The following is a 14,003-nucleotide window of genomic DNA, read 5'->3' as shown; positions in this document are numbered from 1 at the left end:
GTTTGTCCGGTTTTTTTGTTGGCTTAAAAATTAACTCTATTTAACTCAACTTTAACTTTAAATAAGAATAAAACATTTCCTCGCGTTGTGAATAATTGATATTTTTATCCCGAAAAAAAAATTAATAATTAATACAATGAAGAAAATGTTATTTTCATTTGCAGTGATCTTTTTTGCATCTGCAAATGGTTTTGCTCAGAATATTCCAGCAGATCCTTCTGTGAGAATCGGAACTCTTTCCAACGGAATGAAGTATTACATCAAAAAAAATAATCTACCGGAAAAGAAAGTCGATTTCAGACTGGCAATTAACGCAGGATCTATCCTGGAAGACGAAAATCAAAGAGGTCTTGCGCACTTTATGGAGCACATGAACTTTAATGGAACTAAAAACTTTCCGGATAATAAACTGGTTGATTTTTTACAGTCGATAGGAGTGAAGTTCGGACAGCATCTTAATGCTTATACAAGTTTTGATGAAACGGTGTATATGCTTCCTGTTCCTTTAGATAAGCCGGGTAATCTTGATTCTGGTCTTAAAGTGATGGAAGACTGGGCTTTCAATGCTACACTTTCTGATGAACAAATTAATAAAGAGAGAGGAGTGGTATTGGAAGAGTTAAGATTAGGTTTGGGCGCAGATAAAAGAATGTCTGATAAATATTTGCCTAAACTATTATACAATTCCCAATATGCAAACAGGCTTCCGATAGGAAAAAAAGAAGTATTGGAAAACTTTAAACCGGATGTGATCAGAAAATTCCATCAGGATTGGTACAGACCGGATTTGATGGCGATTATAGTGGTAGGAGATATCAATGTAGATGAAGTTGAAAAAAAGATAAAAGATAATTTTAGCAAGTATAAAAATCCGGCCAAACCAAAAGAAAGAAAGGTTTTTGATCTGCCAAATCACAAAGAAACATTAGTAGCTGTAGAAACAGATCCGGATGCTACAAGCTCCAGAGTTCAGTTTATCATGAAAGATTCGGAAGCTTATACGCCGGATGTAACGATTGAACAATACAATCAGAGCCTGATTAAGAATCTTGCAACGACAATGCTGAATAACAGACTGAGAGAATTGATCAATTCGAATAATCCTCCTTTTACGTTTGGATCTGTTTATCACGGCGGAACATATGCCAGAACAAAAGAAGCTTTTCAGGGGTTTGCTATGACGAAAGAAGGAGACCAGCTGAATGCACTTACAGTGCTTTTGACAGAAGTGGAAAGAGCAAAGAAATTCGGATTTACCCAATCTGAGCTTGATAGAGCAAAATCCCAGATTTTATCCAATGTTGAAGATTCTTATAATAACAGAGATAAGACAGAGAGTTATATGCTTGTAGATGAGTATGTAAGAAACTTTTTGGAGCAGGAACCGATGCCGGGAATTACCTGGGAATATGAAGATACGAAATCGTTTTTACCAAGTGTTACATTAGCACAGACCAACGATATCATCAAGAAGTTTGTGAAAGATGACAGCAGGGTTATTGTAATCACCGGTCCTAAAAAGGATAATGTGAAAATGCCGACGGAAGCTATGGTTCTTAATGCTTTTGAATCTGTAAAAATGGCAGATATTAAACCTTATGAAGAAAAAGCAACCCTTAAAAATCTGGTAAAACCATTTAAATCTGAAGGTAAGATTGCAAAAACTGAAACCGATGCAAAGCTGGGAACAACAACCTGGACATTGAGTAACGGAGCAAAAGTTACCTTTAAGAAAACAGATTTTAAAGATGATGAAATTATATTTTCGGCAAGAAGCTTGGGAGGAAACTCTTTAATTCCTGATGCGGATTTCAATAAAACACAGTTTGCTTATCAGGCTTTAAGTGAAGCTGGAGTAAACGGTGCATCTAAAGCGGATCTTACGAATTATCTGGCCGGAAAGCAGGTGAGTGTAACTCCATACATCAGCAGTACATTGGAAGGGATATATGGTAGAACAAACCAAAAAGATTTAAGCACGGCAATGGAACTTACCTACGCTTATTTTACAGGTTTAAATTACAGCCCTGAAGCATTTAATGCCTATAAGATGAAGCAGTCTGCAATGCTGAATAACCTGTTGTCTAATCCTCAGACTTATTTTGCCAATGAACATGCCAAATTTACCAACCAGAAAAATCCAAGATTCATAGGAATTCTTCCGTTGGAAAAAGACTGGGCAGCTACAGATTATAAAAAAGCGTATGACATTTATAAAGAAAAATTTGCGAACGCAGGAAACTTCCATTTCTATTTTGTAGGAAATATTGATGAAGCTAAATTTAAAAATGAAGTTTTACAATATATCGCAAGTTTACCGACGACAGGGAAAACAACAAACTTCAAGGATACAGGATACAGATCCATTACCGGAGATCACACAAAGGTATATAAAAAAGGGAAAGATCCGAAGAGTATGGTTCAGATCGTGTATTCAGGAGAAACTCCTTACAACGAGAAGGAAGCTTTGGCATTGTCGGCTTTAGGTGAAGTGGCTACTATTAAAGTCATTGAAAAATTGAGAGAAGATGAGAGCGGTATTTACGGTGGTGGAGCAAGAGGCGGAATGTATAAAGTTCCTTACAGCAATTACAGCTTCAGTGTAAGCTTCCCTTGTGGACCTGAAAATGCCGATAAGCTGACGAAAAGTGCAATTGCAGAGGTTCAGAAACTTATTGATAAAGGCCCGGAACAAAAAGACCTGGATAAGTACAAAGAAGGAGAACTGAATGACTACAAAACGGACTTAAAAGACAATAATTATTGGGTGAATGCTTTATCTAAAAATCAGCTGGATGGAAGTGATAAATATGACATCCTTAACTATCAGGAAAAAGTAAAAGCACTTACAGTAAAAGATTTACAGGATGTTGCAAAAAAATATCTGACGAAAAACAGGGTAATTGCTACATTAATGCCGGAAGACGGTTGGGAAAATGCCAAAAAGGAAGAAGGAAAATCTGCAGCAATTAAAGCAAGCGTAGCCAACTAAACAATAAACATACATTAATAAAAAACCGCAGAAGTTTTCTGCGGTTTTTATTTTTTAACTTAATTCTTAAAATCAATTAAGAGCCATACTCGTTCTTCCATTCTTCAGCAACTTCACTTAAAGTCGTGTAGAAATCTTCACCATACTTTCTCGTAAGCGGAGTTTTTAAGAATTTATAAACAGGAACCTGCAATTCTTTTCCTAAGGCGCAGGCATCGCTGCATACACTCCATTCATGGTAATTAAGAGCTGAGAATGTAGAATATTCTGTAATCCTGATCGGGTACAGGTGACATGAAATGGGTTTTTGCCAATCTATGGCACCGTCTTCATAGGCTTTTTCAATCCCGCATTTGGTAATTCCTTTTTCGTCAAAGGTTACATAAGCACACTCACGGTCTTCAACCATAGGAGTTACATACATTCCGTCAGACGGATCTGTGGTCCAGGTTCCCTGTTCTTCTAGCGCTTTTATTCCTTCCTGTGTTAAATAAGGTTTTATTTTATCAAAAATACTGTCTAATATTTCAAGCTCATCTTTATCTAGCGGAGCACCTACATCTCCCTCCACACAACAGGCACCCTTACATTTGGTAAGGTTGCATACAAAATCTTCGGAAAATATATCCTCTGAAATTAATTTATCGTCTATCTGAATCATAATCTTTAAAATATATCAAAATATGTTTCTGCTTTAAACATAATCAGGCTTATAATAATAAGCCACAAACTCACCTCCCGCATCCAGTATTTCGGAAGGAAACGTAACATTCTACTTAAAATAATACTGCATGGAAATGCCAACAATAATAAATACTCATAATTTTTATTCATATAAAGAATAATAGTCACCAGCTGTGCTAATGAAAAAACGAGTAAAAAAGTATATTTATATCTGCTTATCGGACTTTTTTTATTGTAATTGCTGAAATGGTCATATATCGCATAAATGAGAAGCAATACAATTGGGATCAAAGGAAAAACATTATGATAATCGGTAATGATCTTTATTTTTCCAAAAGGGAAATAATCAGGATTCCATGTGGTAAAATCTAAGAAGTACATCGTAGAAAAATAACTGATTACGATAAGAAGGATTCCCAGAAAAAATCTGATAATATTTAAGCTCACTCGTTCTGAAGTGGCGATAACGTGTATCAGAACAAAAATAGCCATAGGCCAAGTGGTGGGAAGAAAGATAAAATTAAGAGCTACAATAGAACCTACCAGTACATAAGATTTTTTTCTTACATCTTCATTCGTGCTTGTAAGAAGAAGTAAAAGGAATGAATTCGTAAGCAGTGCTACAGCAATTCCTATATCCAGTCCACCGGGATATAATCCGAAAATAAAAAATGTATATAAAAATAAAGGAAGGTGAGTTTGGTAATTAAGAGCGATCGAGTGAAAACAAAAATAAGCCAGTGCAATTCCCAGGAATGTAATTCCGGCAATAATTGCTTCATAAGTATTGAAATTCAGTATGTTAAATATGATTACTATAAAAAGAAGAAAAACAATATAGACCGGAATCGAAAAAATATTGCTTTCTTTTGAAAGTAATTTAAACATTTTTTATAAATTTGTGCAAAGTTAATTTAAAAAAGGAAAATAATGACGTCTTTCTTTCTATTCTTAAGTAAAGTTTTCAAATGGTCTTTCGGTTTTTACGATGCGTTTGGAAACGTTTTAAACTGGATCCTATTTATCGTTTGCTGTAGTTTGTTTACTTACTGGTGCTACGTTTTGGTAGCAAAATTAGGTGGAGATAAAGACAAGGAATATTATTCTCCTACAGAGGGAAAGCATCCTTATTACGATCCAAAAATCTACAAAAAAGAAGGTTAATTAATTGGTTATATAGTAAAAAACCGATCAAATATATTATTTGATCGGTTTTTTTATTAACGATTAAAATGTTTATTCATGAATAGGCAAAACCAAAACCGGAATAGGTGAGCTCTTGGTAATCCCTTTCGTTAAGCTTCCTACAAAAACGTCATAAATCCCACTTCTTCCATGGGATCCCATCACGATAAAATCCGCTTTTTTGGTTTTTGCATAATCTAAAATGATATCTTTTGCAATACCTTGTTTCAATAGATGTTCACAATCTATATCATGCGCAAGAACCCTTTGATGAAGTTTGTTGAGCTGTACCAATTCTTCCCTGATTTCGTTTTCTTCCACCTCAGGAAAATACTGGTATCCCATATCGCCAATAGCAAAACCTATATCAGTAGGAGCAACATGTATCAGATTTATTTTTCCATTGACCTGTTTTGCAAACTTTACGGCTCCATCTATCAGCTGATCTGTTTTTTCCCCAAAATCTACGGGTAATACTATATTTATCATATTTTCATATTTTGTCTCTTAAAGGTATAAAAAAATTAGATAAATGAAAAATTTTAAAATTACAATATTCTTAAATCTAAAACTTTATCTCCTTCCAGATAAGCCTCAAGAATATCGTTTTCGTTTACTTTTCCAACTCCTTTTGGTGTTCCTGTAAAAATAAGATCTCCGACTCTTAAAGTGAAGTATTGTGAAACAAAAGTGATAATATCATCAATGCTGAACATCATATCTTTCGTATCTCCATCCTGTACTTTTTCTTTGTTTTTTAATAGTGAAAAATTCAGCGATTCGAGATTGAAATTTTCTTTTTTGAAGAAATTACTTACTACAGCCGAACCATCAAAGCCTTTTGCCAGTTCCCAGGGTAAACCTTTTGATTTAAGATCACTCTGAAGATCTCTTGCCGTAAAATCTATTCCCAAACCAATTTCTTCATAGTGTTTGTGAGCAGTTTCTTTCTGGATATACTTACCTCCTTTTGAAATTTTAACCACCACTTCCAGTTCATAATGAACATCCTCTGAAAACTCAGGAATATAAAAATCATTTCCTTTTAAAACGGCTGTATCCGGTTTCATGAAAATTACAGGTCTTTCAGGGATTTCGTTTCCTAATTCTTTTGCGTGTTCGCTGTAGTTTCTTCCTATGCAGATTATTTTCATAATTTTTAAATTTAAATCTATTGAGTTTTGTCATTTCGTTTTCATGAAAAAATGACAATTGATTTTTAATGACTAAACTCGTTTCCGCAATAATAACAATGATATAAATTGGCAGGAACTTTTACGGGAATACCTATAAATAAAAGGCTCAGTCCAAAAACACCACCCGGCTTTTCATCCCTGTAAATATGATTGGAGCCACATTTAGGACAAACAAAATCAAATTCAGGATTCTCAATAGTGTGTTCCACCTCCAAAGAAAATTCTTCATTGTCATTGTAATCCTGTAAAGTTTGGGTTGCTTTTTCAAAATCTTCTTCAAAAACCTGTAGCTGGATTCCTCCAACAGCCTGAGAAAGCAGCCAATCAGACTGAATCAGCTGTTCATTCGCAATAAAGCTGTTAATGCCGTTTTCAGCCAATATCTGTTTGTCTCTGTTGGCCTGAAGAGCATTTTCGTAAAACTTGAATTTAACCAGCCCGCTCATATGTTAAAATTTACTTGATAACTGGATTTTCGTGAAGACTTTCTTTGTATATAAAGGAAAATCAGCATTCTGAAGCCATCCGAAATAGCCCAGATCTTTCTGGAAAACAGCTTTCACTCCCTGTCCTTTATATTTCCCGAAGTTGAATACCGCTTCGTTTTTCTCGTTGTATCCGATAAATCCTGCTAAATCTGCATTTTTATTATGGAAAGTAAATTCACTCAGGTCAGCAATTTCATTCGGAACATCTTCATATTTCCCAACCTGTGCATCCAAAACCTCAAATGTTGCCATTACGTCAGCTTCTGCGGAATGGGCATTCTCCAACGTTTTTCCACAATAGAACTGATAAGCAGCACCTAAATTTCTAGGCTCTTTTTTATGGAAAATAGTCTGTGCATCCACCAATTTAAATTTATTAAGATCAAAATCTATTTCTGCTCTCAATAATTCTTCTGCCAACAGAGGAACATCAAATCTGTTAGAATTAAAACCACCCAAATCGGCTCCGGAAATCATCTCCATAACCTTTGAAGCAATTTGTTTGAAAGTAGGAGCATCTTTTACGTCTTCATCATATATTCCGTGAATCTGGCTGGATTCTGCAGGAATAGGCATTTCAGGATTTACCTTCCATGTTTTGCTTTCTCGTGATGCATCCGGATTTACTTTTAAAATACAGATTTCCACAATCCGGTCTTTCCCGATATTGGTTCCTGTAGTTTCCAGATCAAAAATACAAAGAGGTTTATATAGTTTTAAGTTCATTTTTTTGTAAGTTATGAGTTGAAAGTTATGAATTATGAGTTAAGATGTAGTCGGTATTTTTGAACTGACCACTCAAAACTCCTGACTTAATTAAGTTGTTTTTGAAAAATAATGGAAATAAAGATATAATAGATAATCACCAAAGGTATTCCGGCAGTTTTAAAAATAGCTAAAATAAGAATTGAACCTATTAATAAAGCTATTTTCGGATAATTATCCTGTAGTTTCATCGATTTGAATTTCATGGCAATCATTTTTATAGGACTGATTAAAAGCCAGGATGAGATAGCTGTAAGAAGAATAAGATATATTTGGTTTTCAAAGAGAAATTCAAAGCTTCCCACCTCTTTATTAGCGTAAAATAATCCGAAAATCAAGATGGTATTTGATGGTGTATTTAATCCTTTAAAATAATATTTCTGATCTTCATCTAAATTGAAAATGGCAAGCCTTAAACATGAAAATAGAGTAATCAGAAGTCCAAAATACTTGATTTCAAAAGGTAAGGAAAAGCCCGAAAGATCAGTTCCAAAAGGTTCAAGCATTTTAAACATTGCTAATCCCGGGAGCAGTCCGAAACTTACCATATCCGCTAAAGAATCTAACTGAACCCCTAAGTTGGAATTGGATTTTAAAGCCCGGGCAACAAAACCGTCAAAAAAATCTAAAACCAAAGAAAGAATGATGCAGATAGCTGTTGTCTGATAATCGCCAAGAATAAGATGGATAGCTCCGACACTCCCCGAAAACAGATTTCCCAGAGTGATCGCATTCGCAAGATTATTTTTAATAAAATTCATAGGCACAAAATTAAAATAATATATCAAATAAATGAATGTAAGGCTGTATCAATTTAACGGCGATACATTGTCCCATTCATTGTATCTGAATTTGATGTAAATTTGCGTCATGAAATTTTTTAAAGAATTCAGAAAACAGGAAGTTCTGGTATTGTTGTACCGGATTTTTCTCGCTTATTTTTTCTATCAGATCGCCAGATTTTTATTTTGGTATTTTAATAAAGGTTTGATTACAATAGATTCGGTTTCAGATTATTTTAGTCTGTCATTTCACGGAATTGCATTTGATACCACGGCTATTTTATATGTAAATGCCCTTTTCATTTTGCTGAGCTTACTTCCTATAGTTATTAATACTAAAAAAGTGTATCAGAAAATTCTTTTCTGGTTATATTTTATCACTAATGGAATTACCTATGCCATGAACTTCGGAGATATTGTATATTTTAAATTCTCGCAGACAAGGCTTACTTCGGCTGCTTTTCAGGTGGCGAAGCATGAGGATAATATTTTTAAAGTATTCATGGCTTCCATTACACAGAATCCTTATATTTTAATATGGTTTGTAGCCTTAATGTGGCTTTGGGTTTTTCTTTACAAGAAAGTGAAAATTACAGAACGTAAACCTGTGAAACTGGTTCCGTATTTTATTTTATCGGTTTTAACGCTTTGTATCACTGCTGTTTTAACCGTTGGAGGAATACGTGGAGACTTTAAACACAGTACGAGACCGATCAACCTTGTTGATGCGAATCGTTTTGTAAAGCTTCCTGCTCAGGGAAATATGGTGCTGAACAGTACATTTTCGTTCTTCAGAACATTGAACACGAATAATTTCAAAGAGGTTCATTTTGTAGATGAGAAATTTATTGATGAAAATATTCAACCTTATAAAATGTACGACAGAAAAGTAGCTAATAAGCCTAATATTGTTATTTTTATTGTAGAATCTTTTGGGAGAGAATATTCCGGGGCATTCAACAAAGACAAAAAGATTAAAGATTACGTTTCTTATACACCGTTTATAGATAGTTTGGCGGGACAAAGCTTAATATTTCCAAATACTTTTGCGAACGGAAGACAGTCTATTCATGGAATGAGTTCGGTTTTGGCTGGAATTCCGAGCTTAACCGATGCTTTTACAAGCTCGCCTTACTCGAATCAGAAAATCCAGTCTATTGTTTCGATCTGTAATGACTTAGGTTATGACACGTCTTTTTATCATGGAGCACCGAATGGTTCGATGGGATTTTTAGGCTTTGGAAATATTCTTGGATTTAAACATTATTATGGGAAAACAGAATATAATAACGATAGTGACTTCGATGGAATGTGGGCAATCTGGGATGAGCCATTTCTTCAATATTTTGCTAAAAATGTAGGGAAAACACAGCCTTTCATGGCGACGGTTTTTACAGCTTCTTCTCATCATCCTTTCAAAATTCCTGAAAAATATAACGGTAAATTCAAAAAAGGGAAAAATCAGATGCATGAACCCATACAGTATACTGACTATTCGATTAAAAAATATTTTGAAACTGCCAAAAAACAGCCTTGGTATAATAATACCATTTTTGTCTTTACAGGAGATCATACCAATGAAGTGTATTATCCGGAATATGAAAAAATAATGAACCGTTTTGCAGTTCCTCTGATTTTTTATTCCCCAAATCCGGAATATAATCTGAAAGGAGTTAACGAGGAATTCGCACAACAGATTGATATTTATCCTACTTTGGCTGATTTAATAGGCTATGACAAAAAAATAAGAAGCTGGGGAAGAAGCTTGGTGAGTGATAAAAAATATGCTCCGATTATAGCCAATTCCGATGGTACTGTAGAGCAGTTTATCATCGGGAACTATATCTATCGATTTGATGGGAAAGAAATAGTAGGGGTTTTTGATAAATCGGATTTAGGATTAGAAAAAAATCTGATGACCCAATTAAAAAACAATCCCGAAGTCGAAAAAGGAAAATTGATCGCCAAAGCATGGTATCAGGATTATATGAACAAGGTGATCAACAGAAAAATGGACTAACGTTTAATAAATGTTTAATTCTAAAAATTGGTATATCTCTTGTTATATATGCCTAGGATAATAAAAGTTTTTGTTTGTTTGAAATTAATTTATATTTTTAACAGTAAATAGACAACTAAATTATCGTATTAGAATTAAAACTATAAAAATATGAAAAAATTATTATTAACATCCGCTTTCTCCTTATTAGGAGTATTGTCTTTTGCGCAGATCGAAGGAAAGTGGAAAACAATAGATGATGAAACAAAACAGGCTAAATCCATTGTAGAAATCTATAAAAAATCTGACGGGAAATATTATGGCAAAGTTTCTCAGCTATTAATTAAGCCTGCAGATCCAAATTGTACAGCCTGTAAGGACGACAGAAAAGGGAAGCCCATTTTGGGAATGGAAATCATCCGAGGATTGAAAAAAGATGATAATGAATTCACAGGAGGAACCATTACAGATCCTAAAACCGGAAAAACATACAAATGTACCATTACAAGAGAGGGTGATCAGCTTAATGTAAGAGGGTATATCGGTTTGTCTTTAATCGGAAGAACACAAACTTGGCAGAAAGTGAACTAAAAATAAGTGTAAATAGAATTGCAAGACGGTATTTCTTTAGGAATATCGTCTTTTGTTTTGAGAAATTATAAAGAATTAAATAAAGCAGAAGAAAATGTAATTTAAATTAAAATTAATACAAAAATCTTAGCGAATGTGATCTCTTTTTTATGAGGTGTATAATAAAAAAACACTACTTTTGTAGTCTAAATTTTTCAAATAGATATGGCAGAATATACTTTTCGTGAGGTAATTGCACAGGCAATGAGCGAGGAAATGCGTAAAGACGAATCCATCTTTTTAATGGGGGAGGAAGTTGCAGAATATAACGGTGCATATAAGGCTTCAAAAGGAATGCTGGATGAATTTGGTCCTAAGAGAGTAATCGATACACCTATTGCTGAGCTTGGTTTTACAGGGATTGCTGTAGGTGCTGCGATGAATGGTAACAGACCAATTGTAGAGTATATGACATTCAATTTCTCATTGGTAGGTATTGATCAGATTATCAATAATGCGGCAAAGATCCGTCAAATGAGCGGAGGTCAGTGGAACTGTCCTATCGTTTTCAGAGGGCCTACTGCGTCTGCAGGACAATTGGGAGCTACACACTCTCAGGCTTTTGAAAACTGGTTTGCAAACGTTCCGGGTCTTAAAGTAGTGGTTCCTTCGAATCCTTATGATGCGAAAGGGTTATTGAAAACAGCTATTCAGGATAATGATCCGGTAATTTTCATGGAATCTGAGCAGATGTACGGAGATAAAATGGAAATTCCTGAAGAAGAATACTACTTACCGATCGGAAAAGCAGATATTAAAAAAGCAGGTACAGATGTTACCCTAGTTTCTTTCGGAAAAATCATGAAGCTTGCTATTCAGGCTGCTGAAGATATGGAAAAAGAAGGAATTTCTGTAGAAGTTATAGATCTTAGAACAGTTCGTCCTTTAGATTTTGATACGGTTTTAGAATCTGTAAAGAAAACCAATAGATTGGTGATCTTGGAAGAAGCTTGGCCATTTGGATCCGTTTCTTCAGAAATTACCTATATGGTACAGCAAAAAGCATTTGATTATTTAGATGCTCCTATCAAGAGAATTACGACTCCTGATGCTCCAGCACCATATTCAGCTGCTTTATTTGCAGAATGGTTCCCGAAACTTGAAAAAGTAAAAGAGGAAATTAAAAAAGCAATGTACGTTAAGTAATAGAGAAAAACTTCCGAAAGGAAGTTTTTTCATTTATTATATTCATGAAGAAAAGTTCTTGGGGTTATAATTTTGGTTTAAATTTGCGCGTTTAAAATTAAATTATCTGCTATGACAGAAGTTACAGAAGGCGGTCATCATTTTGACATTAAAAAGCTTTCCTTTATTGGAGTTTTAGTTTCTTTGGGAATTGTTTTTGGAGATATTGGTACTTCACCGCTTTACGTAATGAAAGCAATTGTGAACGCAAGAGATAGCGGAAGCAATATGCCTTTTAACGAATACATCGAAGGAGCACTTTCGTGTATTATTTGGACTTTAACGCTACAAACGACCATCAAATACGTTATCATTGCTCTTCGTGCAGATAACAAAGGGGAAGGTGGAATTCTGGCTTTATTTTCTTTAGTTAAAAACCTTAAAAAAGGCTGGCTGTATCTTATTGCTATTGTTGGAGCAGCAGCACTTATTGCAGATGGAGTAATTACTCCTTCCCTTACGGTAATGTCTGCAATTGAAGGTCTGGAGATTTATAATCCTCATACTCCCGTAGTTCCTATCACTATTGGAATTCTGATTGCCATATTTGTCGTACAGCAATTCGGAACCAGCTTTATCGGTAAGTTTTTCGGACCCATTATGGTAGTTTGGTTTCTGGTGCTTGGAGGATTGGGAATATCTCATTTAAGAGAAAATTTTGAAATTCTAAGATCATTCAATCCTTATTACGCTTACAAACTTATTGTAAACTCACCGAGTGCAATAGTGATTTTGGGAGCGGTTTTCCTGTGTACAACAGGAGCCGAAGCTCTATATTCGGATCTTGGACACTGTGGTGCGAAAAATATCAGAGTAAGCTGGGGATTTGTTAAAATCATGTTGATTTTAAATTATCTTGGACAAGGTGCCTGGTTATTATCAAATTATCAGAATCCGGGATTCTCTGTAGTAAATCCTTTCTTTGGAATTATGCCGCCATGGGCAGTGTTACCGGGAGTCATTTTAGCAACAGCTGCAGCGATTATTGCCAGTCAGGCATTGATTACAGGATCTTTTACAATTTTCTCCGAAGCGATGGCGCTTAATTTATGGCCTAACCAAAAAATTGACTATCCATCCGGAGTAAAAGGACAAATGTATATTCCAAGAATCAATTGGGGACTTTTATTATTCTGTATAATTGTAGTACTTCACTTTAAAGAATCGGGAAAAATGGAAGCGGCTTATGGTCTCTCTATTACAGTGACGATGTTGATGACTACAATACTTCTGGGATTCTGGCTGCTGAAACATAGAGTGAACAAGCTATTTATTCTTGTTTTTGGTATCGTTTATCTGTCTATCGAACTAGGTTTCTTCAGTGCGAATGTTATCAAATTCCTGGAAGGAGGTTGGATCACGGTAGTTTTAGGCGGTTTTATTGGTGTTTGTATGTATGCATGGTACAACGGAAGATCTATAAAGACTCAGTTTATTCAGTTTGTTAAACTGGAAAATTATACTCCGATTATCAAAGATATGAAGCTGGATGAAACGATTCCTAAATATGCAACCAATCTTGCTTATCTGAGCCGTGCAAAAAGAAATGATGAAGTAGAATCAAAAATTATTTATTCCATCATTAAAAAACAGCCAAAGAGAGCAGATCATTATTTTATCCTGACCATTACGAACCAGGAAGATCCGTTTACCTTTAAATATACAGTAGACGAGATATTGCCGGGTACTATTTATAAAATCAATTTCCTTTTAGGATTTAAAGTAGATCGTAGAATCAATGACTATTTTAGTATGGTTCTAAAAGATTTGATGGCAGACGGAACAATACCTTCACGAAGCAGTCATCCTTCTTTAAGATCATATAATATCCCACCGGATTTAAAATATGTAATTATAGATAACTCCTATATCAACGATATACTTTTGACTGTTAAACAGAAGATTACGCTGAATATTTACAACTTTGTGAAGTATATAGGAAGTGATGATTTCAAAGCATGGGGAGTCACTTCGCACAATGTAGTGGTGGAATCTGCGCCGATTACAGAACTTACAGTGTACGATCATAAAATTGAACAGGCTGGATTTTTGAGACATAATGGTTAGGCTTCTTTAACAATTCCTTCTGATATTAAT

General features: G+C 34.7%; 13 protein-coding genes. 6 read left to right on the top strand and 7 right to left on the bottom strand.

The window, feature by feature from the left end; all coding sequences use genetic code 11:
* The first annotated feature begins 136 nt into the window (after positions 1–136).
* Positions 137–2,992 (top strand): insulinase family protein, encoded by a 2,856-nt coding sequence (locus tag P0Y62_09615; protein ID WEK68131.1) that lies wholly within the window; start codon positions 137–139, stop codon positions 2,990–2,992.
* Positions 2,993–3,068: 76 nt separating this feature from the next.
* Here the strand turns inward: P0Y62_09615 and P0Y62_09610 are convergent, their stop codons facing one another.
* Together P0Y62_09610 and P0Y62_09605 are read right to left on the bottom strand one after the other, a co-directional pair.
* Positions 3,069–3,653: a DUF3109 family protein gene (locus tag P0Y62_09610; protein ID WEK68130.1), complete on the bottom strand. Its 585-nt coding sequence runs from the start codon at positions 3,651–3,653 to the stop codon at positions 3,069–3,071.
* Between the two features lie 5 nt (positions 3,654–3,658).
* Entirely contained in the window at positions 3,659–4,564 is a 906-nt protein-coding gene (locus P0Y62_09605) for a DUF6427 family protein (GenBank protein ID WEK68129.1), read from the bottom strand.
* A gap of 42 nt (positions 4,565–4,606) precedes the next feature.
* Between P0Y62_09605 and P0Y62_09600 the strand changes: the two genes are divergently transcribed.
* Positions 4,607–4,840 carry a hypothetical protein gene (locus tag P0Y62_09600; protein ID WEK68128.1) on the top strand — a complete coding sequence of 78 codons (234 nt, stop codon included), beginning with the start codon at positions 4,607–4,609 and terminating at the stop codon, positions 4,838–4,840.
* 72 nt (positions 4,841–4,912) lie between these two features.
* Here P0Y62_09600 and P0Y62_09595 read toward each other — a convergent pair whose 3' ends face one another.
* From P0Y62_09595 to P0Y62_09575, 5 genes are all read right to left on the bottom strand, one after another.
* A complete protein-coding gene (locus P0Y62_09595; protein ID WEK68127.1) occupies positions 4,913–5,350 on the bottom strand; it encodes a universal stress protein in 438 nt (145 codons plus the stop codon).
* A gap of 59 nt (positions 5,351–5,409) precedes the next feature.
* The gene (locus P0Y62_09590; GenBank protein WEK68126.1) at positions 5,410–6,015 is read right to left on the bottom strand and encodes a fumarylacetoacetate hydrolase family protein; all 606 of its coding nucleotides are present in this window, start codon (positions 6,013–6,015) and stop codon (positions 5,410–5,412) included.
* A gap of 65 nt (positions 6,016–6,080) precedes the next feature.
* Positions 6,081–6,503 carry a DUF2007 domain-containing protein gene (locus P0Y62_09585; protein ID WEK68125.1) on the bottom strand — a complete coding sequence of 141 codons (423 nt, stop codon included), beginning with the start codon at positions 6,501–6,503 and terminating at the stop codon, positions 6,081–6,083.
* Positions 6,504–6,506: 3 nt separating this feature from the next.
* Positions 6,507–7,271, bottom strand: a complete 765-nt coding sequence (locus P0Y62_09580; protein ID WEK68124.1) for an exonuclease domain-containing protein — start codon at positions 7,269–7,271, stop codon at positions 6,507–6,509.
* 86 nt (positions 7,272–7,357) lie between these two features.
* Positions 7,358–8,071, bottom strand: coding sequence for a CDP-alcohol phosphatidyltransferase family protein (locus P0Y62_09575; GenBank protein WEK68123.1), 714 nt, complete (start codon positions 8,069–8,071; stop codon positions 7,358–7,360).
* 109 nt (positions 8,072–8,180) lie between these two features.
* Between P0Y62_09575 and P0Y62_09570 the strand changes: the two genes are divergently transcribed.
* From P0Y62_09570 to P0Y62_09555, 4 genes are all read left to right on the top strand, one after another.
* Positions 8,181–10,112 (top strand): sulfatase-like hydrolase/transferase, encoded by a 1,932-nt coding sequence (locus tag P0Y62_09570; GenBank protein WEK68122.1) that lies wholly within the window; start codon positions 8,181–8,183, stop codon positions 10,110–10,112.
* 150 nt (positions 10,113–10,262) lie between these two features.
* On the top strand, positions 10,263–10,682 hold the full coding sequence (locus P0Y62_09565; GenBank protein WEK68121.1) for a DUF2147 domain-containing protein: 420 nt from the start codon (positions 10,263–10,265) through the stop codon (positions 10,680–10,682).
* 204 nt (positions 10,683–10,886) lie between these two features.
* A complete protein-coding gene (locus P0Y62_09560; protein WEK68120.1) occupies positions 10,887–11,867 on the top strand; it encodes a pyruvate dehydrogenase complex E1 component subunit beta in 981 nt (326 codons plus the stop codon).
* Positions 11,868–11,978: 111 nt separating this feature from the next.
* Entirely contained in the window at positions 11,979–13,973 is a 1,995-nt protein-coding gene (locus P0Y62_09555; protein WEK68119.1) for a KUP/HAK/KT family potassium transporter, read from the top strand.
* Positions 13,974–14,003 lie beyond the last annotated feature (30 nt).

The sequence above is a fragment of the Candidatus Chryseobacterium colombiense genome (genome assembly GCA_029203185.1).
Lineage (GTDB): Bacteria > Bacteroidota > Bacteroidia > Flavobacteriales > Weeksellaceae > Chryseobacterium > Chryseobacterium colombiense.
Note: the sequence above shows the minus strand (reverse complement) of the source record. Positions and strands in the feature narration are given on the sequence as shown.

Coding starts and splice junctions, on each gene's coding strand:
- P0Y62_09615 (WEK68131.1), top strand. CDS start 137: ATGAAGAAAATGTTATTTTCATTTGCAGTGATCTTTTTTGCATCTGCA.
- P0Y62_09610 (WEK68130.1), bottom strand. CDS start 3,653: ATGATTCAGATAGACGATAAATTAATTTCAGAGGATATATTTTCCGAA.
- P0Y62_09605 (WEK68129.1), bottom strand. CDS start 4,564: ATGTTTAAATTACTTTCAAAAGAAAGCAATATTTTTTCGATTCCGGTC.
- P0Y62_09600 (WEK68128.1), top strand. CDS start 4,607: ATGACGTCTTTCTTTCTATTCTTAAGTAAAGTTTTCAAATGGTCTTTC.
- P0Y62_09595 (WEK68127.1), bottom strand. CDS start 5,350: ATGATAAATATAGTATTACCCGTAGATTTTGGGGAAAAAACAGATCAG.
- P0Y62_09590 (WEK68126.1), bottom strand. CDS start 6,015: ATGAAAATAATCTGCATAGGAAGAAACTACAGCGAACACGCAAAAGAA.
- P0Y62_09585 (WEK68125.1), bottom strand. CDS start 6,503: ATGAGCGGGCTGGTTAAATTCAAGTTTTACGAAAATGCTCTTCAGGCC.
- P0Y62_09580 (WEK68124.1), bottom strand. CDS start 7,271: ATGAACTTAAAACTATATAAACCTCTTTGTATTTTTGATCTGGAAACT.
- P0Y62_09575 (WEK68123.1), bottom strand. CDS start 8,071: ATGAATTTTATTAAAAATAATCTTGCGAATGCGATCACTCTGGGAAAT.
- P0Y62_09570 (WEK68122.1), top strand. CDS start 8,181: ATGAAATTTTTTAAAGAATTCAGAAAACAGGAAGTTCTGGTATTGTTG.
- P0Y62_09565 (WEK68121.1), top strand. CDS start 10,263: ATGAAAAAATTATTATTAACATCCGCTTTCTCCTTATTAGGAGTATTG.
- P0Y62_09560 (WEK68120.1), top strand. CDS start 10,887: ATGGCAGAATATACTTTTCGTGAGGTAATTGCACAGGCAATGAGCGAG.
- P0Y62_09555 (WEK68119.1), top strand. CDS start 11,979: ATGACAGAAGTTACAGAAGGCGGTCATCATTTTGACATTAAAAAGCTT.